Consider the following 26056-nt stretch of genomic DNA (forward strand, 5'->3'; position numbering starts at 1 on the left):
ACGGGGAGCGGGTCCTGCAAAGATTGCATCCACGGTGTAACCTGATCCGTATTTGGAACGAACTAGGGGTGGTATCGCTCTACCCGTAGACGATTCCATCACCGCCTGACCGGAGCCCCCCATGCCATTTCACTCCCGCGACTCGGGTTTCAACCACCCGCATTCCTCCGACATCACGCCGCGCGCGGCTTACGAAGGGCGCCGCGACATGCTGCGCCTGATGGCCGGTGGCGCAGCCGGTGCGGCCATGGCCTCCTGGGCCGGGCGCGAAGCCCTGGCGCAGGCACCGGCCCGACCCGGCAAGCTGGCGGCGCTGGCGGGCAGCAAATCTTCCGTGGCGGGCGCGGTGTCGATGGAGAAGGTGACCGATTACAAGGACGCCAGCACCTACAACAATTTCTACGAGTTCGGTACCGACAAGGCCGACCCGGCGCGCAATGCGCACACCCTCAAGACCGCGCCCTGGACAGTGGAAGTGGATGGGCTGGTCAAGAAGCCGGGCAAGTACGGTATCGAAGACCTGCTCAAGCTGAGCGCGCAGGAAGAGCGCATCTACCGCCTGCGTTGCGTGGAGGGCTGGTCGATGGTGATCCCGTGGGTGGGTTACTCGCTGGCCGAACTCATCAAGCGGGTGGAGCCGCAGGGCAGCGCCAAGTATGTGGAGTTCGTGACTCTGGCGGACAAGGCCACCATGCCCTTCGTGGGCTCGCGCGTGCTGGACTGGCCTTACGTGGAAGGCCTGCGCATGGATGAGGCCATGCATCCACTGACGATGTTGGCCTTTGGCATGTACGGCGAGGTGCTGCCCAACCAGAACGGTGCACCGGTGCGCTTGGTGGTGCCGTGGAAGTACGGCTTCAAGAGCGCCAAGAGCATCGTCAAGATCCGCTTCACCGACAAGGAGCCGGGTACGGCCTGGAACAAGGCGGCGCAGCAGGAGTACGGCTTTTACTCCAACGTGAACCCCAACGTGGACCACCCGCGTTGGAGCCAGGCGACCGAGCGGCGCATTGGCGAGGATGGGCTGTTCGCCAAGAAGCGCAAGACGCTGATGTTCAACGGCTACGAGGCCCAGGTCGGCCAGCTGTACGCGGGCATGGACCTCAAGAAATTTTTCTGAGCCTGCCTGAAACTGACCCCTTCGCCGCCATGCGAAAGTTCCTGCTCCACCCCTTGGCCAAGCCTGTGGTGTTCGTGCTGTGCCTGCTGCCGCTGGCGTGGCTGGTGTATGCCACGGTGGCCAACCAGCTGGGCGCGAATCCAGCCGAGGCGCTGATCCGCGCCACGGGCGACTGGACCCTGCGTGCGCTGTGCCTGGTGCTGGCGGTGACGCCTGTCCGCGTCATGACGTCCACACCCCAATTGGCGCGCTTTCGGCGCATGCTGGGGGTGTTCGTGTTCTTCTATGCACTGCTGCACCTGCTGAGCTATGGCTGGTTCGACATGGGCTTCGAGGTGAACGACATTGCCGTGGACATTGCCAAGCGGCCTTTCATCCTGGTGGGTTTCCTGGCGTTCGTGCTGCTCACCCTGATGGCGGCCACCTCGTTCAACCGCGCCATCCGCGCGCTGGGTGCCAAGCGCTGGCAGGTGCTGCACCGCACGGTGTATGCCGTGGCGGGCCTGGCGATCCTGCACTTTTTCTGGATGCGCGCTGGCAAGAACGACTTCGGCGAGGTGGCGGTGTACGCGGCCATCCTGGCGGTACTGCTGGGCTGGCGTGTGTGGCAGGCCTTGCGCAAGCGGGCAGCCAAGGCGGCTATCGGCGTCGCAGCAACGCGGCAAGGTGCCGCGGCGCAGCGCTAGCGGCGTCAGCCGACGGTACGCAGCGCAGGCCGCATCTGGCGGGTGACGGGGTCGATGAAGGCCGTCGGGATCTGGTAGGCGCGGTCGTCGAAGAGGTCGATGCCGCACATCAGGTTCTCCACCCAGTCGAAGAAGTCGTTGATGGCCTTCTTGCCCAGGATGGGGGCGCCATGCTGCGGCACGAGCATGGCAATGTCCAGCTGCCGCGCCATGCGCACCCACAGCCGCAGGATCTTGTTGGAGACCATGTAGCGGCGGTGGAAGCCCTCCATGCGCGGAATGTGCGCAGCCAGGTCGGTGACCGGAATACCCGCTTGCGCGCCCGAGGTCATCGACACGGCCAGGTCACCCGTGAAGAGGATGCGGCTGATGGGGTCGTAAAAGTGGAAATTGCCTTCGGAGTGCAGGAAATGCGCGGGCAGCAGCACCAGCTCGCTGCGGCCCAGCGGCAGCCGGCCGCCGCTGTCGGGCACGCCGATCACCCGGTTCTCGGTCTTGCCGACCTTGGTGAAGTGCGGTGCGAAGCGCTCCCAGACGCGCGAGATCACTAGCGAGGCCTTGGTGATGGTCATCCAGCGGTCCAGCGAGGCGATGATGTCCGGGTCGGCGTGCGAGGCGATCAGGTAGGACAGCTTGTGCGGCGGGAAGTGCTGGGTCATGCCCATGAACAGCTCGTTGAACGCGAGGTTGCCGCCGGGGTCGATGATGGCCCCGGTGCCGTCGTCGACGATCAGGAACTGGTTGGCCTGTACCGCCTGGCCATCCTCCTCGATCAGATCGGTGAACATCAGGCAGGCGTGGTTCTTGTCTCGGTACAGTTCGATGGCCATGGCAATGCCGCAGTGCAGTGAAAAACCGACTGTAGGATGGCGCATGGCCAAGCGGCTTGATGGAAATCAAGCCATTGGCAATCAGGGGCCAGGGGATGCCCTGTTGGCGAAGACGGGGTCAGCGTGCCGTAGAGGCGGGGGGCTGGGGCGCCGATGTGGCCGTCGAGGGAGTGGCGCCAGGCGTGAGGGTTTCGGGAAGGGTGGCGCGCTGGGCGGCCGCGGGACCGGAGGGCAGGAACAGCGGGCCGCGCTGACCGCAACCCACGATGGCCGCCGCACTGGCAGCAAGGACAAGCGTCCTGACTAGAATTTGGGATGCTTTCAACATGCGCGAATTGTAATGACTGACCTTGAATTCCAGGACCATGCCGAGAAACTGCTGGCGGCCGTTGAGCGCAGTTGCGACGAACTCAATGACACCACGGATGCCGACATCGACAACCAGCGCTCGGGCGGCATGATTACGCTGAGCTTTGCGAACCGCAGCCAGATCGTCATCAACCTGCAAAAACCGCTGCACGAGGTGTGGATGGCTGCGAAGTCCGGCGGCTACCACTACAAGTTCGATGGCTCGGCATGGCAGGACACGAAGGGTGGCGGCGAGTTCTTTGAGCGGCTGACCGAGGATGCGCGCACCCAGTCGGGGATGCCGCTGGCCTTTTCCGCCTGACGCGCGCCAGCGGCGCGCAATGGGAAAGGGCCGCACGCGGCGGCCCTCGATCTCCAGCGGTAGCGCTCAGTTGCGGAACAGGTCGAGGATGCGGTTGCGCTCTTCCGTCGGTGGCGGCGCGTGCGGCGCCACATCGGGGCCACCGCTGGTGCGCTGCTGCTCTTCCAGTCCGACGCTGGCAATGCCTGCGTTGCGCGCATATTCCTCGTAGAACCATTCTCCGCCGACGTTGACCACGCCGGGCGGCACGACCGGCTCGCTCACGGGAACGCCCTTGAGCGCGCGTTCCATGAAGCTGATCCACACCGGAAGGCTCAGGCCGCCGCCGGTTTCGCGGCTGCCCAGGTTGCGTGGCGTGTCGTAGCCGATCCAGGTCACGGCGGCGATGGTCGGCTGGTAGCCGGCAAACCATGCGTCCACCGAGTCATTGGTGGTGCCGGTCTTGCCCGCAAGGTCGGGCCGCTTCAAGGTGCTCTGGGCACGCGCGGCCGTGCCGGAGCGGGTGACTTCCTGCAGCAGGCTGTTCATCACAAAGGCGTTGCGCGCGTCGATGGCGCGCGGCAGTTCTGCAGCGGTCGGTGGCGTGACCTCGGAGATGACGCGGCCCTTGTGGTCCGTGACCTTGGCGATCAGCCAGGGATTCACGCGGTAGCCGCCGTTGGCGAACACCGAGTAGGCTGAGGCCATCTGCAGTGGTGTGACCGAGCCCGCGCCCAAGGCCATGGTCAGGTAGGCGGGGTGCTTCTCGGCATCGAAGCCAAAGCGCGACACCCATTCCTGCGCGGTCTTGGGGCCTACGGCCTGCAGGATGCGGATGGAGATCATGTTCTTGGACTTCGCCAGGCCCGTGCGCATGGTCATGGGGCCGTCGTACTTGCCGTCGTAGTTCTTGGGTTCCCAGGGCTGGCCGCCGGTGGTGCCCGCGTCGAAGAACAGCGGAGCGTCGTTGATCACCGTGGCCGGGGTGAAGCCCTTTTCCAGCGCCGCCGAGTAGATGAACGGCTTGAAGCTGGAGCCGGGCTGGCGCCAGGCCTGGGCCGCATGGTTGAATTTGTTCTTGTCGAAGTCAAAGCCACCCACCAGCGCGCGGATGGATCCATTGCGGGGGTCGAGGGCGACGAACGCACCCTCGACTTCGGGCAACTGGGTGATCTCCCAGGCGCCCTTGGGGGTCTTGACCACGCGGATCACGGCGCCGCGGCGGATCTTGATATTGGGAGGTGCCTTGTCGCTCAGGCCGGACTGGGCTGGCTTCAGACCGTCACCCGTGATCTCGAGGTTGTCGCCATTGGCCCGGGCAGCAACGATCTTGCGCGGCCCGGCTTCCAGAACCACGGCTGCCAGCACATCACCGTTGTCGGGGTGGTTGGCCAAGGCATCGTCCACGGCATCTTCGACTTCCTGGGCGGCGGTGGGCAGTGCCACGAACTTTTCGGGGCCGCGGTACTGCTGGCGGCGCTCATAGTCCATGATGCCTCGGCGCAGCGCGGTGTAGGCAGCTTCCTGCTCCCCTGCATTCAGGGTGGTGTACACGTTCAGGCCCCGGGTATAGGCCTCGTTGCCATACTGCGTGAAAATGAGCTGGCGCGCCATTTCGGCCACGTACTCGGCATGGATGCGGGTGGCATCCGGGCCGCTGCGGATCTTGAGGTCTTCCTTCTTGGCGGCGATGGCTTCCTGGGAGGTGATGAAGCCGTTTTCTTCCATCCGCTCGATGATGTACAGCTGGCGCGAGCGGGCACGCTTGGGGTTGCTGATGGGGTTGTAGGCCGAAGGTGCCTTGGGCAGGCCGGCCAGCATGGCGGCTTCGGCAATCGAAATGGATTTGAGCGGTTTACCGAAGTAAGCCTCTGCGGCCGCAGAAAATCCATAGGCGCGGTTGCCTAGGTAAATCTGGTTCATGTAAATCTCAAGGATCTGGTCCTTGGTCAACATATGTTCCAGCTTGAATGTCAGTAATATTTCGTAAATTTTGCGAGTAAATGTTTTTTCTGAGGACAGATAAACATTGCGCGCCACCTGCATTGTGATAGTCGAAGCCCCTTGGCTTTTGACGCGGCCCAGATTGGCCAGAGCGGCGCGAATCACACCCTTGTAGTCCACACCGCCGTGCTGGAAGAAGCGCGAATCTTCAATGGCCAGCACCGCGTCCTTCATGACCTTGGGGATCTCCTGGATGGGCGTGAGGTTGCGCCGCTCTTCGCCGAATTCACCCAGCAACGCGCCCTCGGATGAGTAGACCCGCAGAGGCAGTTTGGGGCGGTAGTCCGCCAGATCGGAGATGTCCGGCAGGTTGGGGTAGGCCACCGACAGCGCCACCGCAATGGTCAGCAGCAGGCCGAGAGCGCCCGCGACGGCAAGACCCGTGGTCCACAGCACGAAGCGAATCAACCAGCGAAGCCAGGTGGGGCGGGAAGGCGCGGAAGCGGCAGTCGAAGGGTCGGTTGGCTTTTGCTGAGGAGAAGAGGGCGGCGGCATATCGCTCCGATTGGTGGAGCCTGCATTATAAAAATGTCGGAGCCTCTTTCAGTGCAAACGACCAAAAGGCCCCGACCGGCGGTCATGGCAGCCGCTTTGCGGTCTTGCAATTGCGCTGAAGCCACTCTGGAGATCGTGTGGTTTTGGCAACGCTTCGAACGGATCAGATGGGGAAAATTCTTTGCCGGTGAACTATCTTGCTGATAGCATTCATGTGAAGTGTTAAGTTTTGTTGCGTCATTTAGACAAGTTACAGGGGACCCATCTTGATCTCAACGGGATCTTTGTTCAGTCGCCAGGCTGCGCCTCTGCTGGGTATCGACATCAGCTCATCCAGCGTCAAGTTGGTCGAGTTGGGGCGGGACAAGGCGGGAGGCCTGGTCCTTGAGCGCTGCGCCATCGAGCCGCTCGAACGCGGCTGGATCACCGATGGCAATATTGAAAAATTCGACGAAGTGGCGGAAGCCCTGCGTCGCCTCGTCAAGAAAAGCGGCACCCGCACCAAAAATGTGGCGCTCGCTTTGCCGCCCTCGGCCGTGATCACCAAGAAGATCACGCTGCCTGGCGGCATGACCGAGCAGGAGCTGGAAGTGCAGGTGGAGTCTGAAGCAAATCAGTACATTCCTTTCTCTCTGGACGAGGTGAGTCTGGATTTTTGTGTCATAGGCCCCAGCAAAAGTTCCCCGGGTGATGTGGAAGTGCTCATTGCCGCATCTCGCAAGGAAAAAGTGCAGGACCGGCAGGGGCTGGCAGAAGCCGCCGGACTCAAGCCGGTGGTGGTGGACATTGAATCGAATGCCTCCCGCTTGGCCGCCAGCCGCCTGATCGAAGCCTTGCCCAACAAGGGTACGGACGCACTCGTGGCATTGTTCGAGGTGGGCGCCGTGACCACCAGCATGCAGGTCATTCGCAATGACGAGGTGGTGTATGACCGCGACCAGGCATTCGGCGGTGCGCAACTGACCCAACTGATTGTCCGGCAGTATGGTTTCTCGGTGGAAGAGGCTGAGAACAAGAAGCGCAATGGCGATCTGCCCGAGGATTACCAGGCGGCGGTGTTGCGGCCCTTCGTGGACAACATGGCCCAGGAAATCGCCCGGGCATTGCAATTCTTCTTCACCAGCACGCCGCACAACCGCATCGATCACATCGTGTTGGCAGGCGGTTCTGCTCCGCTGCCCGGCTTGACGGAAGCGGTCACCCAGCAAACAGGTTTCGCCTGCAGTCTGGCCAATCCTTTTGATGGCATGGAAATCGGAAGCTCGGTACGGCTCAAGAAGATGGTGCGTGAGGCACCGTCCTATCTGACATCGTGCGGCCTTGCCATGCGGAGGTTCCTGCAGTGATATTGATTAACTTACTCCCCCACCGGGAAGCCGCCAGAAAGCGCCGCCGCGAAGGATTTCAGGCGACGATGGTGGCTTCTGCCATAGTTGGCCTGCTGATCGCTGGGCTGATTTACTGGGTTCTGCAGACGCTGATTGCGGACCAGCAGGCCAGGAATGGGGTCCTCAAGTCTGAAATTCAGGTGCTTGAAGGCCAGATCAAGGAAATCGCCACTATCGAAGAAGAAATCGCTGCGCTGCGCGCCCGTCAGAAGGCCGTGGAAGATCTGCAGGCAGACCGCAATCTGCCGGTTCACTTGTTGACGGAGCTGGTCAAGCAACTGCCTGACGGGGTATATGTGACGAGTTTGAAGCAGACTAACCAGTCGATCGAAATCAAGGGCGTTGCGCAATCCAATGAGCGCATCTCGGAAATGCTGCGCAATCTCTCCAACAACACGCCCTGGTTGTCCAAGCCTGAACTGGTGGAGATTGTGGCGAGCAACGTGGCGCTGACTCCGCGGGATACCCGTCGGGTCGCGTCATTCAATCTTCGCTTCCAATTGGTGAAATCCAGCGAAGCTCGCAAGGCGATGGAAGCAGCAGCAAGTTCTGCTAAAGGCTGACCCATGGCAAAAAACAAAGTTCAAAAAGTCGATGTATCTGAGCAGTTTGCGAATCTGCAGCGCCAGTTCACCAATCTTGATACCAAGGACCCTTCGCTGTGGCCGCCGCTTCCGCGGGCTATCCTTTGTTTGTTCATTGCTGTAGCGGTTGCTGCTGCGCTTTGGTTCATCAAGTTGACGGACTATGAGACGGAATTGCAAACGGAAAAGGCGACCGAGCTGACGCTGCGCGAGGATTACAAAAAGAAGCTTCAAAAAGCAGTGAGCCTGGATGCATTGAAGAAGCAGCGCGAGCAGGTTCAGCAATACGTGATCCAATTGGAAAAGCAGTTGCCAAGTAAGGCGGAAATGGCTGCACTTCTCTCCGATATCAACCAGTCTGGATTGGGGCGTAGCTTGCAGTTTGAACTTTTCCGCCCAGGGCAGGTTGTCGTTCGCGAATACTATGCAGAGTTGCCCATCGCAGTTCGGGTAACTGGGCGTTACCATGACATGGGGGCATTCGCCTCGGATATTGCGCATTTGTCGCGTATCGTCACTTTGAACGATGTGGCGATTGCCGCACCCCAAGGGGTAGGCAAGGAGCGGGATTTAGCCAATGGTGTTTTGGTGATGGATGCCACGGCGCGGACCTTCCGCTATCTCGACAACGAGGAAATTCAAGCACAGCGCAATACGGCTGCGAAGGGGGCTGCAAAATGAGAGCTCTGAAAAGCGGTCTGATATTTGCATGCGCTGCGGTGCTGACTGGCTGTGTGGCTTCGGGTGAGGATGAGGTGCGGCAGTGGATCAGCGAAGAGCGCGCACAGGCTAAATCCCGCGTCACACCTATCACGGAGCCCAAACAGTTCAAGCCCGAGGCCTATACGGCTGATGCGCAGTTGGAGCCTTTCAATCCCTTGAAGCTGACTCAGGCTTTGCGCAGGGATTCGGCGCAACTCGCCTCCAATGCGGCATTGATTGCGCCGGAGATGGCGCGCCGCAAAGAACCCTTGGAGGCGTACCCGCTGGACACCATCAAGATGGTTGGCAGCCTGCAAAAGAAAGGGCAGCCCGCCGCCTTGGTCACAGCCGACAAGTTGCTGTACCAGGTCACGGTAGGCCAGTACCTTGGGCAGAGTTATGGGCGAATCACGTCCATCAATGAAACAGCCATTCAACTGCGTGAGATCGTGCAGGATGCGACTGGGGACTGGATTGAACGTACGACGTCGCTTGAGTTGCAAGAAGGGGTAAAAAAATGAAGCAGAACAGTTTTGGGATGGTGCGATTTTTTAATCGAAGCGCACTTTTTGCGGCGTCGGTTGCAGCGTCTTCGCTGGCATGGGCGCAAGGCTCCATTGAAAATATCTCGGGTGCGATGCAAGGGGGGGTCGAGATTGTCCGCATTGACTTTTCAGAGCCTGTGGCAGCATTGCCGACCGGCTTTGTGATTCAATCGCCCGCTCGCATTGCCTTGGATTTCCCGGACACGACCAGTGCCTTGAGCAAATCGACAGTCCAGATCAACCAGGGAAATATCCGTTCAGCCAATCTGGTTCAGGCTCCTGGACGATCGAGGGTGGTGCTGAATCTGAAGCAGGCGTCTTCGTACCGCACAGAGCTTCAGGGCAAGTCTGTGCTGGTCTATCTGGATGCCACTGCCACCCCAGTGGCCGCCACCACTTCGCAGCCGGTGAGTTTCGCAGAAAGCGCAAATGCCGAAGTGATGGCCATCAAGGATGTTGATTTTCGCCGTGGTGCGGATGGCTCTGGCAGGGTGGTCGTCACGCTGCCCAGCAACCAGGTCGGTGTGGATCTGCGGCCCGTTGGCAAGGGCTTGACAGTTGATTTCCTGAAATCTTCCCTGTCCGAAGGCTTGCGTAGGCGCCTAGATGTCACGGACTTTGGAACCCCCGTACAGATCATATCGACCACCCAGCAGGGTGAGCGTGTCCGCATGGTGATCGAACCGGTGGGCGATTGGGAGCACAGTGCCTACCAGAGCGACAACCAGTTTGTGATCGAAGTACGCCAGAAAAAGGTCGATTTGACCAAATTGACGCAGGGGCCTGGCTACAGTGGCGAAAAACTGTCGCTGAACTTCCAGAATATCGAAGTGCGCTCTTTGTTGCAGGTGATTGCCGATTTCACCAATTTCAACATTGTGACCTCTGACACCGTGACGGGTGCATTGACTCTGCGGTTGAAGGATGTGCCCTGGGATCAAGCGCTGCAAATCATTATGGATGCCAAGGGCCTTGGCATGAGAAAGAACGGTTCAGTGCTCTGGATTGCCCCGAAGGACGAGATTGACGACAGGACCAAGAAAGATTTTGAAGCAGCGCAGGCCATTCAGAAACTGGAGCCATTGAGGACGCAGGCATTTCAAATGAACTATGCCAAGGCCACGGATATGGTGGTACAGCTTTCCGCTACATCCGGCGGAGCCGGTACTTCCAATCGTTTTCTAAGTGAGCGTGGTAGCGCCATCGCAGAGCCTCGTACCAACCAGTTGTTTGTGACTGACACCGCAAATAAGCTGGAAGAAGTGCGCCAGCTTCTCGCGACTTTGGATGTGGCAGTGCGGCAGGTGATGATTGAAGCTCGCATCGTGGAAGCCTCTGATACCTTTGGACGTTCCCTTGGAGTGCGGCTGGGCGCTACAGATCTTCGCGCAGCACGCGGTGGAGATGGTGGATACTCGTTGGGTACCAGTGGCAATCGGATTGGCTTTGGAACCAACTACAGTAACGCGGTGGCCTCAACGTCTGCGGGTGGCACGATCAACACAAATGGTAACTTTGTCAACCTGCCTGCGACTGCTATTGGCGGGTACGATCCATCCAGCTTCGCGATCTCTATTTTTAATTCGGCTGCCAATCGGTTTCTGAATCTTGAGATTTCTGCCCTGGAAGCGGACGGCAAGGGGAAGATTGTTTCCAGCCCACGGGTTGTTACAGCAGATCAGACGAAGGCCTCTATTGAGCAAGGCACAGAGTTTCCATATCCCGTGACGGCACCGAACGGCGGTACGGTGATTGCGTTCAAAAAGGCGGTTCTCAAATTGGAAGTGCTCCCTCAGATTACTCCCGAGGGAAATATTATTCTTGATTTGGATGTCAATAAAGACAGCCCTGGCGAAGTGCTGAACAATGTCCGAGCAATCAATACCAAACACATCAAGACACAAGTGCTGGTGGAAAATGGTGGAACGGTTGTGATTGGTGGTATTTTCGAACTGTTTGAAGACAATACTGAAACCAAGGTTCCTTTGTTGGGTGATATTCCGGGTGTGGGCAACTTGTTCAAGACACGCACGAAATCAGCCAACAAGCAGGAAATGTTGATTTTCATCACGCCCAAGGTTATTACCGATCGCTCGGCATTCCGTTGAAGTTTTTTGAAATGGGTAAGACAATGAAAAAATTATGGAAAAGTTTGCTTCTGGCATCGGCTGCAGTTCTGTCAGCTTGCGGCGGTGGAGGCGGCAGCGGTGGTGAAGCGGCATTGCAGTACCGTATTACATTGACTACTGCAAAGTCTCAGTTGCCGCTTAACCTCGAGTACTTGCGAGCCAGTCAGGGTGCATTTGCACCCTACACTACGACTTTGTATGTGGATGCGCGAGTCGGTTCCAATCCCATCCCGGGTGGACCGGATATTTTCCAGTGTGCTCTTGTTCAAGGCCTGGATTCTGGTTCATTGTATTATCTCGATGGCGATTCTGAGCATGAGGATGACAATGGGAATGCGGCGGCATTCCGTTCTGTTGTTCTCGATGCAAATTCTGGCGGCGCCTCCTTTCACTTCCATTCTTCTGATCAAGCAGGTACGGCTCGTATAGTTTGCTCTGTGACCGATCCTCGCGACCGCAAGCTTTACAGTGCGAGCGTGGATATTGTTGTCGGCGCAGCCACCGGTAAGGTTGCTAGCGTGGTGGGTATCGCCAATTCGCCTTTCGTGCTGCTCTCGCGAGACGCCAGCGCGCGACTGCCATACCGCAACAATATTAGCGTTCAGGCATTTGTCATGGATGATGCCAATCAGCCGATTCCTGCGCCTTCTGCTCCTAACCTCCAAGTAAGTATCCGCCCTATGGGTCCTGCTGCGGTCGGCGCACGCTTGCTCCAAGCCAACCAGTCGGGAAGCGTGTTGCAAGTGCGCACTATTGGTGGCGTGGGTTTGTTCTCGCTTTCCAGCGGCCCAACTAGCGGTCCGATCGTGCTGGAGTATGTCACCGACCGCTTCGATAATGACATCACCAACGGCATCCAGGATCCAGTGACGTCGCTTCAATCGATTCAGGTCAACGACCAGGTCGCAGCGGCACCGCTAGCGTTGCCAGCACTGGGTGATCAGAACGTAACTATCGGTCTGCCGTTTGCAACCGCCTTCGCTGTGCAAGGGGGCGTTGCACCCTATACATGGTCGGCAGTGGCCTTGCCAGGGGGCCTGAGCATCAGCAATGATGGCATCGTGAGTGGCGCGCCTCAGGGACCTGCTGGTGTGTACAGTGGCGTGATTACCGTGGTCGATGCGGTAGGCACCAAGGTATTTGGCAATGTGAAGTTCACTGTAGCCAGCAGTGGCGGAGCGGTAGTCCCGAATCCCCTGACGATCAACGGCTGTGTGAGCAACGGCAGCGCCACATGCTCTCTGCCCGCAGCAAATGTTGGTGAAGCTTATTTGTACAGCATGTCGGTCTCCGGTGGAAATTCAACCGATCCCGTGGTCTGGACCTACGCTCCCAATCCCCTGCCAGCCGGCTTGAGGGGTGGCAGCACCGGCAACAGCGGTGTGATCAGCGGTACCCCCACTGTATCTTGCAACGCCAGGTTCCTGGTGACTGCGACCCGTGGTACGGTGACCGTGACCCAGCAGGTGTCTGTGCAGATTGGTGCCAACACGGCGGCTTGTGCTTCGTAATCCGCCAGGGGGCGTTCGGCAAGGTTCGATGTTCGCGGACCTGCTGGGCGCATCTCAGCTGAAGTAAAAAACCCCGAGGGTCTTGGACCCTCGGGGTTTTTCCTTTTGGGTGCTCTCTTGCATGCCATCACCTTGGCGGTCCCTGCGCCATTCTTCGTAAACTAGGGCCCTATGTCTGAAACAGTAGTTGATCTGGTCCCCACTTCTCAGTCTGCATCCCCGGCAGAGTTTGCCTCGTACAGAGTCTCCATCGACTTGGGCGATCGCAGCTACGGCATCGAAATCGGTGCAGGCCTTCTCGGCCTCCTGCAAGAGGGTTTGGAGCTCCCTAGCGGTACATCGGCACTGGTCGTCACCAACGATACGGTGGGCCCTTTGTACGGGGCGCAGGTGGTGGAGGCATTGCGCAAGCGCTACCCGGTCGTGCACACGGTGCAACTGCCGGATGGCGAGGAGTTCAAAGGGTGGGAGACCCTGCAGCGCATCTTCGATGCCTTGCTGACCCATGGCTGCGACCGCAAGGCGGTGCTGTTTGCGCTCGGTGGCGGCGTCATCGGCGACATGACCGGCTTTGCCGCCGCGACCTACATGCGCGGCGTTCCCTTCGTGCAGATCCCCACTACCTTGCTCGCGCAGGTGGATTCCTCGGTGGGGGGCAAGACAGCCATCAACCACCCGCTGGGCAAGAACATGGTGGGCGCGTTCTACCAACCCCGGCTGGTGGTGTGTGACCTGGCCACGCTCGATACCTTGAGCCCGCGCGAGATGAGCGCCGGTCTGGCCGAAGTGCTCAAGTACGGGCCCATCGCAGACATGGAGTTCATGCAGTGGCTGGAATCCTCCATCGACGCGCTGCGCTCCCGTGACCGGGCCGCCTTGGCCCATGCCGTGCGCCGCAGCTGCGAGATCAAGGCCTGGGTGGTCAGCCAGGACGAACGCGAGGGTGGCCTGCGGGCCATTCTGAATTTCGGCCATACCTTTGGCCATGCCATTGAGGCGGGCATGGGCTACGGCGTGTGGCTGCATGGCGAAGGCGTGGGCGCAGGCATGGTGATGGCAGCCGAACTCTCGCGTCGGCTGGGCTTGGTCGATGGTGCATTCGTGCAGCGACTCATCACGCTCATCGAGCGTGCGGGGCTGCCTATCAGGGGCCCTGTCCTCGATGCGACGGACAACGCAGGCCGCTACCTGGAACTCATGCGCATCGACAAGAAGTCCGAGGCGGGTGAAATCCGCTTCGTGCTCATTGATGGTCCTGGCAAGGCGATCGTCCGTGCTGCTCCCGACCAGTTGGTTCGGGATGTTATTGATGCGTGCTGCGCGTGACGGGGTTGTCGGTGCCTTGTGCGCGCTGCGGCTTCGGCGTTCCGCCTTGCGCTGAACAGCTGCTGGCATTGTGAGCAGCAGAGCCGATCTTGCCGTCTACGCCAGCCTGTCTGCCATGAGCAGGGGCCGGCGATATCCCGAAGCGCCGGCACCCACGCGGACAGAGTACCAGCGTGACCGCGACCGCATCGTGCATTCCACGGCCTTTCGCCGGCTGGTCTACAAGACCCAGGTCTTCCTCAACCACGAAGGCGATCTGTTCCGCACCCGCCTGACCCATTCGCTGGAAGTCGCGCAGTTGGGCCGGTCGATTGCGCGCTCGCTGCGCATCGATGAAGACCTCGTCGAGGCCATCTCGCTGGCCCATGACCTGGGCCACACGCCCTTTGGCCATGCCGGGCAGGACGCATTGCACGGCTGCATGGCCGACCACGGTGGATTCGAACACAACCTGCAAAGCCTGCGGGTCGTGGACAAGTTGGAGGAGCGCTACCCCCAGTTCGACGGCCTGAACCTCAGCTTCGAGACGCGCGAGGGCATCCTCAAGCACTGCTCCCGCGCACACGCACAACAGCTCGAAGACGCTGAACCCGGTGGGGTTGGTGGGCGCTTCCTGCGCCGCGAGCAGCCCAGCCTGGAGGCCCAGCTGTGCAACCTTGCCGACGAGATCGCCTACAACGCCCACGACATCGACGACGGAGTGCGTTCTGGCCTCATCACTCTGGCGCAACTGTGCGAGGTGCCGCTCTTCGACCAGTACCGCCATGCGGCCCAGGCCACACACCCGCACCTGAACGATGCCGCCATGCACCGCCGCCTGCTGTTCGAGGCCATTCGCCTCATGCTCAGCGCCCAGGTGTACGACGTGATCGACGCCACCTCGGCGGCGCTGGTGCAGGCGGCGCCGGACAGCGCCGACGCGGTGCGGCAGTCTGCGCCGCTGGTGATGTTCAGCGACGCCATGCGGGAGCAGTCCACGGTGCTCAAGCGCTTTCTGTTTAAGAACCTGTACCGCCATCCCCAGGTGATGGAGACCACCGGGCGAGCGCAGCAGATCGTGCGGGATCTCTTTGCCGCCTTTGCGCAGGCGCCGCACGAGATGAAACCCGCATTTGCGCAGCAGGCCAACACCAGCGATGGCTCGGTCAAGGCACGTGCGATTGCCGACTTCATCGCAGGCATGACGGACCGCTTCGCCGCGCGGGAGCACGAGCGCCTTACGGGGCAACGCCTGCTCGACTGACGGGTGGGCGCCGACTCCGGTCGAAAGGGCGCCAAAAGACCTGGTTGGGTCCCGCCCGTTAAAATTGCCAGCCACCCCACGCGCGCGCCCAGCGCCTTTGCATGAAATCCCTTTCTTCTGCGGCCTTGCCATCAACCGAGGTCTCTTCCTCACTTGCCGCGCACCCGGTCGTTCGAGACACGGTGCAATGGCTGGAGCGGGCCGTCATCGGCCTGAACCTGTGCCCTTTTGCCAAGGGAGTGCACGCCAAGGGGCAGATCCACTACGTGGTGAGTGCCGCCGTCGATCCCCAGCAACTGCTGGCCGATCTGCGTGAAGAGCTGCTTGCTTTGGCGGGGATGGCGGCTGCCGTCCGGGACACCACCTTGCTGGTCGTGCCCACGCCGTTGCTGGCGGATTTCCTGGATTTCAACGATTTTCTCGGCGAGGCAGACGCTCTGCTGGAAGAACTCGAACTCGACGGCACGCTGCAGATCGCCAGTTTCCATCCACAGTTCCAGTTTGCTGGCACCCGTGAGGATGACGTGACCAACTGCACCAACCGCTCCCCGTACCCCACGCTGCATCTGCTGCGAGAAGAAAGCATCGACCGCGCGGTGGAAGTCTTCCCCGAGGCCGAGACCATCTACGAACGCAATATCGAAGTGCTTGAAAAGCTGGGCATGCCAGGTTGGGGGGCTCTGCAGGTTGGTGCCGGCTGCGCCGCTGCCCCAGCGGTGGGAGGTGCTGCATGAACGCGCCCCGCAACAAGCAAAGCGCCAAGCCTGCGGGCAAGAGGGCCCCACCTGCGCAAGCGGATCTGCTGTCCGAACTGCGGCCAGGCCAGTCGATCGAGCTGCTGCAGGAGCTGCACATCCTCACCCGCGAAGGGCGGCTCAACCAGGATTCGCGGCGCAAGCTCAAGCAGGTGTACCACCTGTTCAACTTCATCGAGCCCCTGCTCACCGAGTTGTCGGCCGAAGGGCACAGCCCCAGCCTGGCCGATCATGGCGCGGGCAAGTCCTATCTGGGTTTCATCCTCTACGACCTGTATTTCAAGGCGCTCTCGCGCGGCCATATCTATGGCATCGAAACGCGCAGCGAGCTGGTGGACAAGTCGCGCGCGCTGGCCCAGCGGCTGGGCTTTGGCCGCATGTCATTTTTGAACCTGTCGGTGGCTGAATCCGCTGATGCCGCCGAGCTGCCAGCGCAGGTCGACGTGGTCACCGCGCTGCATGCCTGCGATACCGCCACCGACGATGCCATCGCCTTCGGCCTGCAAAAGCGTGCCCGCGCCATGGTCCTGGTGCCCTGCTGCCAGGCCGAAATGGCCGCCTGCCTGCGCCAGGGCAAGGCGCTGCAGCTGGCGCGCACGCCGCTGGCCGAGCTGTGGCGCCACCCCTTGCACACGCGCGAGCTGGGCAGCCAGGTCACGAACGTGCTGCGCTGCCTGTACCTGGAGGCCAGCGGCTACCAGGTCACGGTGACCGAGCTCGTGGGCTGGGAGCACAGCATGAAGAACGAGCTCATCATCGCGCGCTACACCGGCCAGAAGAAGCGCAGCGCCGCAGAGCGCCTGCGCGCCATCCTGCGCGAAATGGGGCTGGAGCAGGCGATGGCCGGGCGGTTCGGACTGCAGCCTCTGACCGAGGCGCAAGCGGACAGCGCCGAAGCCGTCGCGCCCTAGAATCCACTCTGGGTGCCTGTGGGCGGCGGGCACCGCATTGGGTGAAATGGGGGACAGGTATATCATGCCTCTCCGTTCCCTCCAGCAACCCGCCTTCGCCATGGCCCGCCTGCCCCGACTGACACTGCCCGGCTTTCCCCACCATGTGATCCAGCGCGGCAACAACCGCCAGGTGATCTTCCTGGACCGAGCCGACTTCGAGTCCATGCTGGCACTCCTGGATGAAAACGCGCGCAAGTTCCAGGTGGCCCTGCATGCCTACGTGCTCATGGACAACCACTTCCATCTGCTGGCCACTCCGTCCACCGACGATGGTCTGCCACAGATGATGCAGTCCATCGGCCGCAGCTACGTGCGCTACTTCAACCAGCGCCATGGCCGCATGGGCACCTTGTGGGAAGGGCGCTACCGCTCCACCGTGATAGAGGCCGAGCGCTACCTGCTGGCCTGTATGGTCTATATCGACCTCAACCCTGTACGCGCCGGCATCGCCACGCGCGCGGCAGATTACCTCTGGTCGAGCCATGGCCACTGGCTGGGGCTGCGCACCGACAAGCTGCTCACCACCCACGCGTTTTACTGGGCGCTGGGCAACACGCCTTTTGCGCGCGAGGCTGCCTATGCTGCACTGGTGCAATCAGGGCTTGGCGAGAGGCAACTGCATGCGCTGACGCAATCCGCCCTGAGTGGCTGGGCTCTGGGTGAAGCCGACTTCGTGGCCGAGTTGCAGAAGCTGACCCCCCGCCGGGTGGCCAAGGCCAAGCCTGGCCGGCCACCCATGCCCGCGCCCTCCATCGAGTTCTGAACGGGTTTTCAAAGCGCTCGCGCCCGCAACTCGCCTCGATTTAACATGTCCCCAATTAAATCCGACTTATTCAGTTGGATAATTTAATAAGAATCTGACCCCAATTAATATGCTTGCCTTGCATGTTGCAATGCACTAATCTTGCACTCCCTGCGAAAATTCATGAGGAGTGCGCCATGACCACGGCTGCCGAGATCCAGCATCTCCAACAAAACGGTTTGTATTCATCGTCCAACGAACACGACGCCTGTGGGCTCGGTTTCGTCGCCCACATCAAGGGCGTCAAGCGCCACGACATCGTGACGCAGGCCTTGAAGATCCTGGAGAACATCGACCACCGGGGCGCCGTGGGTGCCGACAAGCTCATGGGCGACGGCGCAGGTATCCTGATCCAGATCCCCGACGCGCTGTACCGCGAAGAAATGGCCAAGTTGGGCATCACGCTGCCTGCCGCTGGTGAATACGGCGTGGGCATGATCTTCCTGCCCAAGGAGCACGCCTCGCGCCTGGCCTGCGAGCAGGAGATGGAACGCGCCATCAAGGCCGAAGGCCAGGTGCTGCTCGGCTGGCGCGACGTGCCGGTGAACGTCGACATGCCCATGTCGCCCACCGTGCGCAAAAAGGAGCCCATCCTGCGCCAGGTCTTCATCGGCCGTGGCAACGACGTGATCGTCCAGGACGCGCTGGAGCGCAAGCTGTACGTCATCCGCAAGACCGCCAGCGCCGCCATCCAGAACCTCAAGCTCAAGCACAGCAAGGAATACTACGTTCCCAGCATGTCCAGCCGCACCGTGGTCTACAAGGGCCTGCTGCTGGCCGACCAGGTGGGCACCTACTACATGGATTTGCAGGACGAGCGCTGCGTCTCGGCCATCGGCCTGGTGCACCAGCGCTTTTCCACCAACACCTTCCCCGAGTGGCCGCTGGCCCACCCGTACCGCTACGTGGCGCACAACGGTGAAATCAACACCGTCAAGGGCAACTACAACTGGATGAAGGCGCGCGAAGGCGTGATGGCCTCGCCCGTGCTCGCGGCCGACCTGCACAAGCTCTACCCCATCAGCTTTGCCGATCAATCCGACACCGCCACGTTCGACAACTGCCTCGAGTTGCTGACCATGGCCGGCTACCCCATCAGCCAGGCCGTGATGATGATGATCCCCGAGCCCTGGGAGCAGCACACCACCATGGACGAGCGCCGCCGCGCCTTCTATGAATACCATGCCGCGATGATGGAGCCCTGGGATGGCCCGGCCTCCATCGTCTTCACCGATGGCCGCCAGATCGGCGCCACGCTGGACCGCAACGGCCTGCGCCCCTCCCGCTACTGCATCACCGATGACGACCTGGTCATCATGGCCTCGGAATCGGGCGTGCTGCCCATCCCCGAGAACAAGATTGTGCGCAAGTGGCGCCTGCAGCCCGGCAAGATGTTCCTGATCGACCTGGAGCAGGGCCGCATGATCGACGACGAGGAGCTCAAGGCCAACGTCGTCAACACCAAGCCCTACAAGCAGTGGATCGAGAACCTGCGCATCAAGCTCGACAGCATCGACGCTGCGGCCGAGGCGCCCGCGCCCGAAGCTTCCACGCTGCCGCTGCTCGACCGCCAGCAGGCCTTCGGCTACACGCAGGAAGACATCAAATTCCTGATGGCCCCCATGGCCCGCAATGGCGAGGAAGGCATCGGCTCCATGGGCAACGACAGCCCGCTGGCCGTGCTCTCGGGCAAGAACAAGCCGCTGTTCAACTACTTCAAGCAGCTGTTCGCCCAGGTGACGAACCCGCCGATCGACCCGATCCGCGAGGCCATCGTGATGTCGCTCAACAGCTTCATCGGCCCCAAGCCCAACCTGCTGGACATCAACCAGGTCAACCCGCCGATGCGGCTCGAAGTGAGCCAGCCCGTGCTCGACTTTGCCGACATGGCCAAGCTGCGCGACATCGAAAAATACACGCAGGGCAAGTTCAAGAGCGCCACCATCGACATCACCTACCCGCTGGACTGGGGCCGTGAGGGGGTGGAAGCCAAGCTCGCCTCGCTGTGCGCGCAGGCCGTGGACGCCATCAAGGGCGGCGCCAACATCCTGATCGTCAGCGACCGCGCCGTGAGCGCCACCCAGGTGGCCATCCCTGCGCTGCTGGCCCTGTCGGCCATTCACCAGCACCTGGTGGGCGCAGGCCTGCGCACCACGGCAGGCCTGGTGGTCGAGACCGGCACTGCGCGTGAAGTGCACCACTTCGCCGTGCTGGGCGGCTACGGGGCCGAAGCCGTGCACCCCTACCTCGCGATGGAAACCCTGACCGAGATGCACAAGAACATGCCCGGCGACCTGTCGCCGGACAAGGCCATCTACAACTACGTCAAGGCCATCGGCAAGGGCTTGTCCAAGATCATGTCCAAGATGGGCGTGAGCACCTACATGAGCTACTGCGGTGCGCAGCTGTTCGAGGCCATCGGCCTGAACACCGACACCGTGGGCAAGTACTTCACGGGCACTGCCAGCCGCGTGGAAGGCATCGGCGTGTTCGAGATCGCCGAGGAAGCCATCCGCATGCACAAGGCCGCCTTCGGCGACGACCCCGTGCTCGAAACCATGCTCGACGCCGGCGGCGAATACGCCTGGCGCGCCCGTGGCGAAGAGCACATGTGGAGCCCCGACGCCATTGCCAAGCTGCAGCACTCCACGCGTGCCAACAACTGGAACACGTACAAGGAATACGCCCAGCTCATCAACGACCAGAGCAAGCGCCACATGACGCTGCGCGGCCTGTTCGAGTTCAAGATCGACCCCGCCAAGGCCATCCCAGTGGACGAGGTCGAGCCTGCCAAGGAGATCGTCAAGCGCTTTGCCACCGGCGCCATGTCGCTGGGCTCCATCTCCACCGAGGCGCATGCCACGCTGGCCGTGGCCATGAACCGCATCGGCGGCAAGAGCAACACCGGCGAAGGCGGCGAGGACGCCGCGCGCTACCGCAACGAACTCAAGGGTATCCCGATCAAGCTGGGGGACACCTTGAAGAGCGTGATCGGCGCCGAGAACGTCGAGGTCGACCTGCCCCTGCAGGACGGCGACTCCCTGCGCAGCCGCATCAAGCAGGTGGCCTCGGGCCGCTTCGGCGTCACGGCCGAGTACCTGTCCTCGGCCGACCAGATCCAGATCAAGATGGCCCAGGGTGCCAAGCCTGGCGAAGGCGGCCAGCTGCCCGGCGGCAAGGTCTCCAACTACATCGGCAAGCTGCGCCACAGCGTGCCCGGCGTGGGCCTGATCTCGCCCCCGCCGCACCATGACATCTACTCCATCGAAGACCTGGCCCAGCTCATCCACGACCTGAAGAACGTGGCACCGCACGCCAGCATCAGCACCAAGCTGGTGTCCGAAGTCGGCGTGGGCACCATTGCCGCAGGCGTCACCAAGTGCAAGAGCGATCACATCGTGATCGCCGGGCATGACGGCGGCACCGGTGCTTCGCCCTGGTCGTCGATCAAGCACGCGGGCGGCCCCTGGGAAATCGGCCTGGCCGAAACCCAGCAGACCCTGGTGCTCAACCGCCTGCGCGGCCGCGTGCGCGTGCAGGCCGATGGCCAGATGAAGACCGGCCGCGACGTCGCCATCGGCGCGCTGCTCGGCGCCGACGAGTTCGGCTTTGCCACGGCGCCCCTGGTCGTCGAGGGTTGCATCATGATGCGCAAGTGCCACCTGAACACCTGCCCGGTGGGCGTGGCCACGCAGGACCCCGCGCTGCGCGCCAAGTTCTCGGGCAAGCCCGAGCATGTGGTCAACTACTTCTTCTTCATAGCCGAAGAAGTGCGCCAGATCATGGCCCAGCTGGGCATCCGCAAGTTCGACGACCTGATCGGCCGCTCCGACCTGCTCGACACGCGTTCCGGCATCGCCCACTGGAAGGCCCGCGGCCTCGATTTCGGCCGCCTGTTCGCCCAGCCCAACGTGCCGGCCGACGTGCCGCGCTACCACGTGGACGTGCAGGACCACAACATCGAGAACACGCTCGACCGCAAGCTTATCGAGCGCAGCCGCCCCGCCATCGACAAGGGCGAGCGCGTGCAGTTCATCGAGGTGGCGCGCAACGTCAACCGCTCCGTGGGCGCCATGCTCTCGGGTGCCGTGACGCGTGCCCACCCCGAAGGCCTGCCAGACGACACCATCCGCATCCAGCTCGAAGGCACGGGCGGCCAGTCCTTCGGCGCCTTCCTCACGCGCGGCATCACGCTGTACCTGATCGGCGACGCCAACGACTACACGGGCAAGGGGCTGTCGGGCGGCCGCGTCGTCGTGCGCCCCAGCATCGACTTCCGCGGTGACTCGGTGCGCAACACCATCGTGGGCAACACCGTGATGTATGGCGCCACCACGGGCGAAGCCTTCTTCAGCGGCGTGGCCGGCGAGCGCTTTGCCGTGCGCCTGTCGGGGGCCACGGCGGTCGTCGAAGGCACGGGCGACCATGGCTGCGAATACATGACCGGCGGCACCGTGATGGTGCTGGGCAAGACCGGCCGCAACTTTGCGGCAGGCATGAGCGGCGGCGTGGCCTACGTCTATGATGAAGACGGCCAGTTCGACACGCGTTGCAACATGTCCATGGTCACGCTCGAACGCATCCTGCCCTCGTCCGAGCAGGAATCCACCGTGCCGCGCGCCATCTGGCACAACGGCCAGACCGACGAAGCCCAGCTCAAGAAGCTGCTGGAAGACCACAACCGCTGGACGGGCAGCAAGCGCGCGCGCGAACTGCTCGACAACTGGGCGGCATCGCGCAGCAAGTTCGTCAAGGTCTTCCCGACCGAGTACAAGCGCGCGCTGGCCGAAATTTATGAACGCAAGGTGCTTGAGGAGCCTGCCACCCCCGCGGTGGCGCCGGCCTCCAAGAACGTGGCCGTGCCCGCCAAGTAAGGCGCGGCCCCACCACACACCTGCACAGCATTCATAGACAAGGACACGCAATCATGGGAAAGACCACCGGCTTCATGGAGTACGAGCGCATCGAAGAGGGCTACAAGCCCGTCGGCGAGCGCCTGAAGCACTACAAGGAATTCGTCATCGGCCTGGATGAATCCCAGGCCAAGGTGCAGGGCGCGCGCTGCATGGACTGCGGCACGCCGTTCTGCAACAGCGGCTGCCCGGTGAACAACATCATTCCGGACTTCAACGACCTGGTCTACCAGGCCGACTGGAAGAGCGCCATCGCCGTGCTGCACAGCACGAACAACTTCCCCGAGTTCACCGGCCGCATCTGCCCCGCACCCTGCGAGGCGGCCTGCGTGCTCAACGTGAACGACGATGCCGTGGGCATCAAGTCCATCGAGCACGCCATCATCGACCGCGCCTGGGAAGAAGGCTGGGTCAAGCCCCTGCCTTCCAAGCACAAGACCGGCAAGAAGGTTGCCGTGATCGGCGCCGGCCCGGCCGGCATGGCCGCCGCCCAGCAGCTGGCGCGCGTGGGCCACGACGTGACCTTGTTCGAGAAGAACGACCGCATCGGCGGGCTGCTGCGTTACGGCATCCCCGACTTCAAGATGGAGAAGGCGCACATCGACCGCCGTGCCGACCAGCTCAAGGCCGAAGGCGTCACCATCCGCACCAGCGTCTTCGTCGGTGCCGCCAAGGACGGTCTGGGCAAGGGCTCCAAGGTCACCAACTGGGCCAAGGAAACCATCACCCCCGAGCAACTGCAGGCCGAGTTCGACGCCGTGCTGCTCACCGGCGGCGCCGAGCAGAGCCGCGATCTGCCTGTGCCCGGCCGCGATCTCGACGGCATCCACTTCGCCATGGAGTTCCTGCCCCAGCAGAACAAGGTCAACGCTGGTGACAAGCTCAAGAACCAGCTGCGCGCCGATGGCAAGCACGTCATCGTGATCGGTGGCGGCGACACCGGCAGCGACTGCGTGGGCACCAGCAACCGCCACGGCGCTGTCAGCGTCACGCAGTTCGAGCTCATGCCCCAGCCGCCCGAGGTCGAGAACCGCCCCATGACCTGGCCCTACTGGCCGATCAAGCTGCGCACCAGCTCCAGCCATGAAGAAGGCTGCGAGCGCGAGTTCGCCATCTCCACCAAGGAGTTCATCGGCGAGAAAGGCAAGGTCACCGGCCTCAAGACCGTGCGCGTGGAGTGGAAGGACGGCAAGATGGTCGAGGTCGCCGGCTCCGAGCAGATCCTCAAGGCCGACCTGGTGCTGCTGGCCATGGGCTTCGTGAGCCCCGTGGCCGCCGTGCTCGAAGCCTTCGGTGTCGACAAGGACGCCCGTGGCAACGCCCGCGCCACCACCGAGTTCGACGGCGGCTACGCCACCAGCGCCCCCAAGGTGTTTGCTGCAGGCGACATCCGCCGTGGCCAGTCCCTGGTGGTCTGGGCCATCCGCGAGGGCCGCCAGGCTGCGCGCTCCGTCGATGAGTTCCTCATGGGCTACTCGGATCTGCCGCGCTGATTGCTGGCAAGGCAAGGCTGAGAGCGGCGCCCTGGTGGCGCCGTTTTTCATGGCGTGCAACAGGGTTCCCATCCGGGAAAGACCGTTGCGCACGCGCGACGCTGGATATAGGCACAATTGGAAGCAATGTCCCTCCGGGAATACCAGACACTGATGTCCTAGGCAGGTTCGCACAACCCGTATCGAGAAAGTGCAAACATACATGTATGTATGTTTGTGGATTCGGCTACCATCGCTGCTGTGTTGCGCGCAGGGTTTGCCGTGTGCGCGGACCATCGTTTCTGCATACCACCCTTTTTCTTCTGCATGCCTGAGCCTTCGCCCTTTGCCGAATTGCGCAACGTCACGTTCTCCTACGGTGACCGCGCCATCCTGCGCGACGTGTCGCTGACCGTGCCGCGCGGCAAGGTCACGGCGCTCATGGGGGCCTCGGGCGGCGGCAAGACGACAGTGCTGCGCCTGATTGGTGGGCAGCAGCAAGCGCAGCAGGGCGAGGTGCTGTTCGATGGCCAGAATGTGGGGAAGATGGACGCGGCTGGCCTTTATACGGCGCGGCGGCGCATGGGCATGTTGTTCCAGTTCGGCGCCCTGTTCACCGACCTCGATGTGTTCGAGAACGTCGCCTTTCCGCTGCGCGAGCACACCGACCTGCCCGAGGCGCTGGTGCGCGATGTGGTGCTCATGAAGCTCAATGCCGTGGGCCTGCGCGGTGCGCGCGACCTCATGCCAAGCGAGATTTCGGGCGGCATGGCCCGGCGCGTGGCGCTGGCCCGTGCCATCGCGCTCGACCCCGAGCTAGTCATGTACGACGAGCCCTTTGCCGGGCTCGATCCCATTTCGCTGGGCACCGCCGCCCAACTGATCCGCCAGCTCAACGATGCCATGGGGCTGACCAGCATCGTGGTCTCGCACGACCTGGAGGAAACCTTCCGCCTAGCCGACCACGTGATCATCCTCGGCGAAGGCGTGGTCGCCGCGCAGGGCACGCCCGATGAGGTGCGCGCCAGCAAGGATCCGCTGGTGCACCAGTTCGTGCACGCGCTGCCCACGGGGCCGGTGCCCTTCCATTACCCGGGGCCCACTGCGGAGCAGGACTTCGGCCCTGCCGGGGGGATAGGCCTGTGAGCTGGTACCAACCTTCTGACGTGGGCCTGGCCGTGCGCCAGCAACTGGCCGACATCGGCGCTGCGGCGCACCTGTTCGTGCGCCTGGTGCGCCTGTTCGGTGCCACCTTCATGCGGCCGTCGCTGGTGCGCGACCAGGTGCACTTTCTGGGCAATTATTCGCTGGCCATCATCGCTGTGTCGGGCCTGTTCGTGGGCTTCGTGCTCGGCCTGCAGGGCTACTACACGCTGCAGCGCTACGGCTCGTCCGAGGCGCTGGGCATGCTGGTGGCGCTGTCGCTGGTGCGCGAGCTGGGGCCCGTGGTCACGGCGCTGCTGTTCGCCGGCCGGGCGGGCACCTCGCTGACGGCCGAGATCGGCCTCATGCGCGCGGGCGAGCAGCTCAGCGCCATGGAGATGATGGCCGTGGACCCGGTGCGCCGCATTTTGGCGCCGCGTTTCTGGGCCGGCGTCATCACCATGCCGCTGCTGGCCGCCGTGTTCAGCGCCGTGGGCGTGATCGGCGGCTGGGTGGTCGGCGTGGTGCTCATCGGCATCGACCCCGGCGCCTTCTGGAGCCAGATGCAGGGTGGGGTGGATGTGTGGAAGGACGTCGGCAACGGCGTCGCCAAGAGCTTTGTCTTCGGCATCACCGTCACCTTCGTGGCACTGCTGCAGGGCTATGCCGCCAAGCCCACGCCTGAAGGGGTGTCTCGCGCCACGACGCGCACCGTGGTGATGGCCTCGCTGGCAGTGCTGGCGCTGGACTTCCTCCTCACCGCCATGATGTTCAGTATCTGACGCCGGGCAAAGACCGGCAGATGA

21 protein-coding genes are annotated in these 26056 nt (G+C 62.2%); 18 read left to right on the top strand and 3 right to left on the bottom strand.

The window, feature by feature from the left end:
• Positions 1-121: 121 nt before the first annotated feature.
• Both msrP and QYL93_RS00950 read left to right on the top strand, forming a co-directional pair.
• Positions 122-1120: a protein-methionine-sulfoxide reductase catalytic subunit MsrP gene (gene msrP, locus QYL93_RS00945; RefSeq protein ID WP_305741909.1), complete on the top strand. Its 999-nt coding sequence runs from the start codon at positions 122-124 to the stop codon at positions 1118-1120.
• 29 nt (positions 1121-1149) lie between these two features.
• Positions 1150-1806 (top strand): sulfite oxidase heme-binding subunit YedZ, encoded by a 657-nt coding sequence (locus tag QYL93_RS00950; RefSeq protein WP_305741910.1) that lies wholly within the window; start codon positions 1150-1152, stop codon positions 1804-1806.
• 5 nt (positions 1807-1811) lie between these two features.
• Here QYL93_RS00950 and QYL93_RS00955 read toward each other — a convergent pair whose 3' ends face one another.
• Both QYL93_RS00955 and QYL93_RS00960 read right to left on the bottom strand, forming a co-directional pair.
• A complete protein-coding gene (locus tag QYL93_RS00955) occupies positions 1812-2636 on the bottom strand; it encodes an MBL fold metallo-hydrolase (RefSeq protein WP_305742291.1) in 825 nt (274 codons plus the stop codon).
• A 118-nt stretch (positions 2637-2754) separates the two neighbouring features.
• Positions 2755-3003, bottom strand: coding sequence for a lipoprotein (locus QYL93_RS00960; protein ID WP_370876921.1), 249 nt, complete (start codon positions 3001-3003; stop codon positions 2755-2757).
• Here QYL93_RS00960 and cyaY point away from each other — a divergent pair.
• Complete coding sequence (gene cyaY / locus QYL93_RS00965) at positions 2977-3306, top strand: iron donor protein CyaY (RefSeq protein WP_305741912.1); 330 nt, start codon at positions 2977-2979, stop codon at positions 3304-3306. The two genes, QYL93_RS00960 and cyaY, sit on opposite strands and share 27 nt — an antisense overlap.
• A 66-nt stretch (positions 3307-3372) precedes the next feature.
• Here the strand turns inward: cyaY and QYL93_RS00970 are convergent, their stop codons facing one another.
• On the bottom strand, positions 3373-5784 hold the full coding sequence (locus QYL93_RS00970; RefSeq protein ID WP_305741913.1) for a penicillin-binding protein 1A: 2412 nt from the start codon (positions 5782-5784) through the stop codon (positions 3373-3375).
• A 266-nt stretch (positions 5785-6050) separates the two neighbouring features.
• Between QYL93_RS00970 and QYL93_RS00975 the strand changes: the two genes are divergently transcribed.
• From QYL93_RS00975 to mlaE, 15 genes are all read left to right on the top strand, one after another.
• Positions 6051-7130, top strand: coding sequence for a pilus assembly protein PilM (locus QYL93_RS00975; RefSeq protein WP_057205121.1), 1080 nt, complete (start codon positions 6051-6053; stop codon positions 7128-7130).
• Complete coding sequence (locus QYL93_RS00980) at positions 7127-7735, top strand: PilN domain-containing protein (RefSeq protein WP_305741914.1); 609 nt, start codon at positions 7127-7129, stop codon at positions 7733-7735. The genes QYL93_RS00975 and QYL93_RS00980 overlap by 4 nt, the downstream gene beginning before the upstream one ends.
• Positions 7736-7738: 3 nt before the next feature.
• Positions 7739-8437 carry a type 4a pilus biogenesis protein PilO gene (locus tag QYL93_RS00985; RefSeq protein WP_305741915.1) on the top strand — a complete coding sequence of 233 codons (699 nt, stop codon included), beginning with the start codon at positions 7739-7741 and terminating at the stop codon, positions 8435-8437.
• Complete coding sequence (locus QYL93_RS00990; protein WP_305741916.1) at positions 8434-8979, top strand: pilus assembly protein PilP; 546 nt, start codon at positions 8434-8436, stop codon at positions 8977-8979. The genes QYL93_RS00985 and QYL93_RS00990 overlap by 4 nt, the downstream gene beginning before the upstream one ends.
• Positions 8976-11111, top strand: a complete 2136-nt coding sequence (gene pilQ / locus QYL93_RS00995; protein WP_370876922.1) for a type IV pilus secretin PilQ — start codon at positions 8976-8978, stop codon at positions 11109-11111. The genes QYL93_RS00990 and pilQ overlap by 4 nt, the downstream gene beginning before the upstream one ends.
• Positions 11108-12643, top strand: a complete 1536-nt coding sequence (locus tag QYL93_RS01000; RefSeq protein ID WP_305741917.1) for a hypothetical protein — start codon at positions 11108-11110, stop codon at positions 12641-12643. The genes pilQ and QYL93_RS01000 overlap by 4 nt, the downstream gene beginning before the upstream one ends.
• 171 nt (positions 12644-12814) lie before the next feature.
• Complete coding sequence (gene aroB, locus QYL93_RS01005) at positions 12815-13969, top strand: 3-dehydroquinate synthase (RefSeq protein ID WP_305741918.1); 1155 nt, start codon at positions 12815-12817, stop codon at positions 13967-13969.
• A gap of 115 nt (positions 13970-14084) precedes the next feature.
• Entirely contained in the window at positions 14085-15212 is a 1128-nt protein-coding gene (locus tag QYL93_RS01010; protein ID WP_370876923.1) for a deoxyguanosinetriphosphate triphosphohydrolase, read from the top strand.
• A 101-nt stretch (positions 15213-15313) separates the two neighbouring features.
• Positions 15314-15946, top strand: coding sequence for a DUF1415 domain-containing protein (locus QYL93_RS01015; RefSeq protein ID WP_305741920.1), 633 nt, complete (start codon positions 15314-15316; stop codon positions 15944-15946).
• Positions 15943-16878: an SAM-dependent methyltransferase gene (locus QYL93_RS01020; protein WP_305741921.1), complete on the top strand. Its 936-nt coding sequence runs from the start codon at positions 15943-15945 to the stop codon at positions 16876-16878. The genes QYL93_RS01015 and QYL93_RS01020 overlap by 4 nt, the downstream gene beginning before the upstream one ends.
• Positions 16879-16978: 100 nt before the next feature.
• Positions 16979-17683, top strand: coding sequence for a transposase (locus tag QYL93_RS01025; protein ID WP_305742293.1), 705 nt, complete (start codon positions 16979-16981; stop codon positions 17681-17683).
• Between the two features lie 176 nt (positions 17684-17859).
• On the top strand, positions 17860-22596 hold the full coding sequence (locus QYL93_RS01030) for a glutamate synthase-related protein (protein WP_305741922.1): 4737 nt from the start codon (positions 17860-17862) through the stop codon (positions 22594-22596).
• A gap of 53 nt (positions 22597-22649) precedes the next feature.
• On the top strand, positions 22650-24128 hold the full coding sequence (locus QYL93_RS01035) for a glutamate synthase subunit beta (protein ID WP_305741923.1): 1479 nt from the start codon (positions 22650-22652) through the stop codon (positions 24126-24128).
• A gap of 306 nt (positions 24129-24434) precedes the next feature.
• A complete protein-coding gene (locus QYL93_RS01040; protein ID WP_057205258.1) occupies positions 24435-25253 on the top strand; it encodes an ABC transporter ATP-binding protein in 819 nt (272 codons plus the stop codon).
• Entirely contained in the window at positions 25250-26032 is a 783-nt protein-coding gene (gene mlaE / locus QYL93_RS01045; RefSeq protein ID WP_305741924.1) for a lipid asymmetry maintenance ABC transporter permease subunit MlaE, read from the top strand. Before QYL93_RS01040 ends, mlaE begins: the two co-directional genes overlap by 4 nt.
• Positions 26033-26056: the final 24 nt, after the last annotated feature.

This window comes from Acidovorax sp. A1169 (assembly GCF_030704685.1).
Lineage (GTDB): Bacteria > Pseudomonadota > Gammaproteobacteria > Burkholderiales > Burkholderiaceae_C > Acidovorax.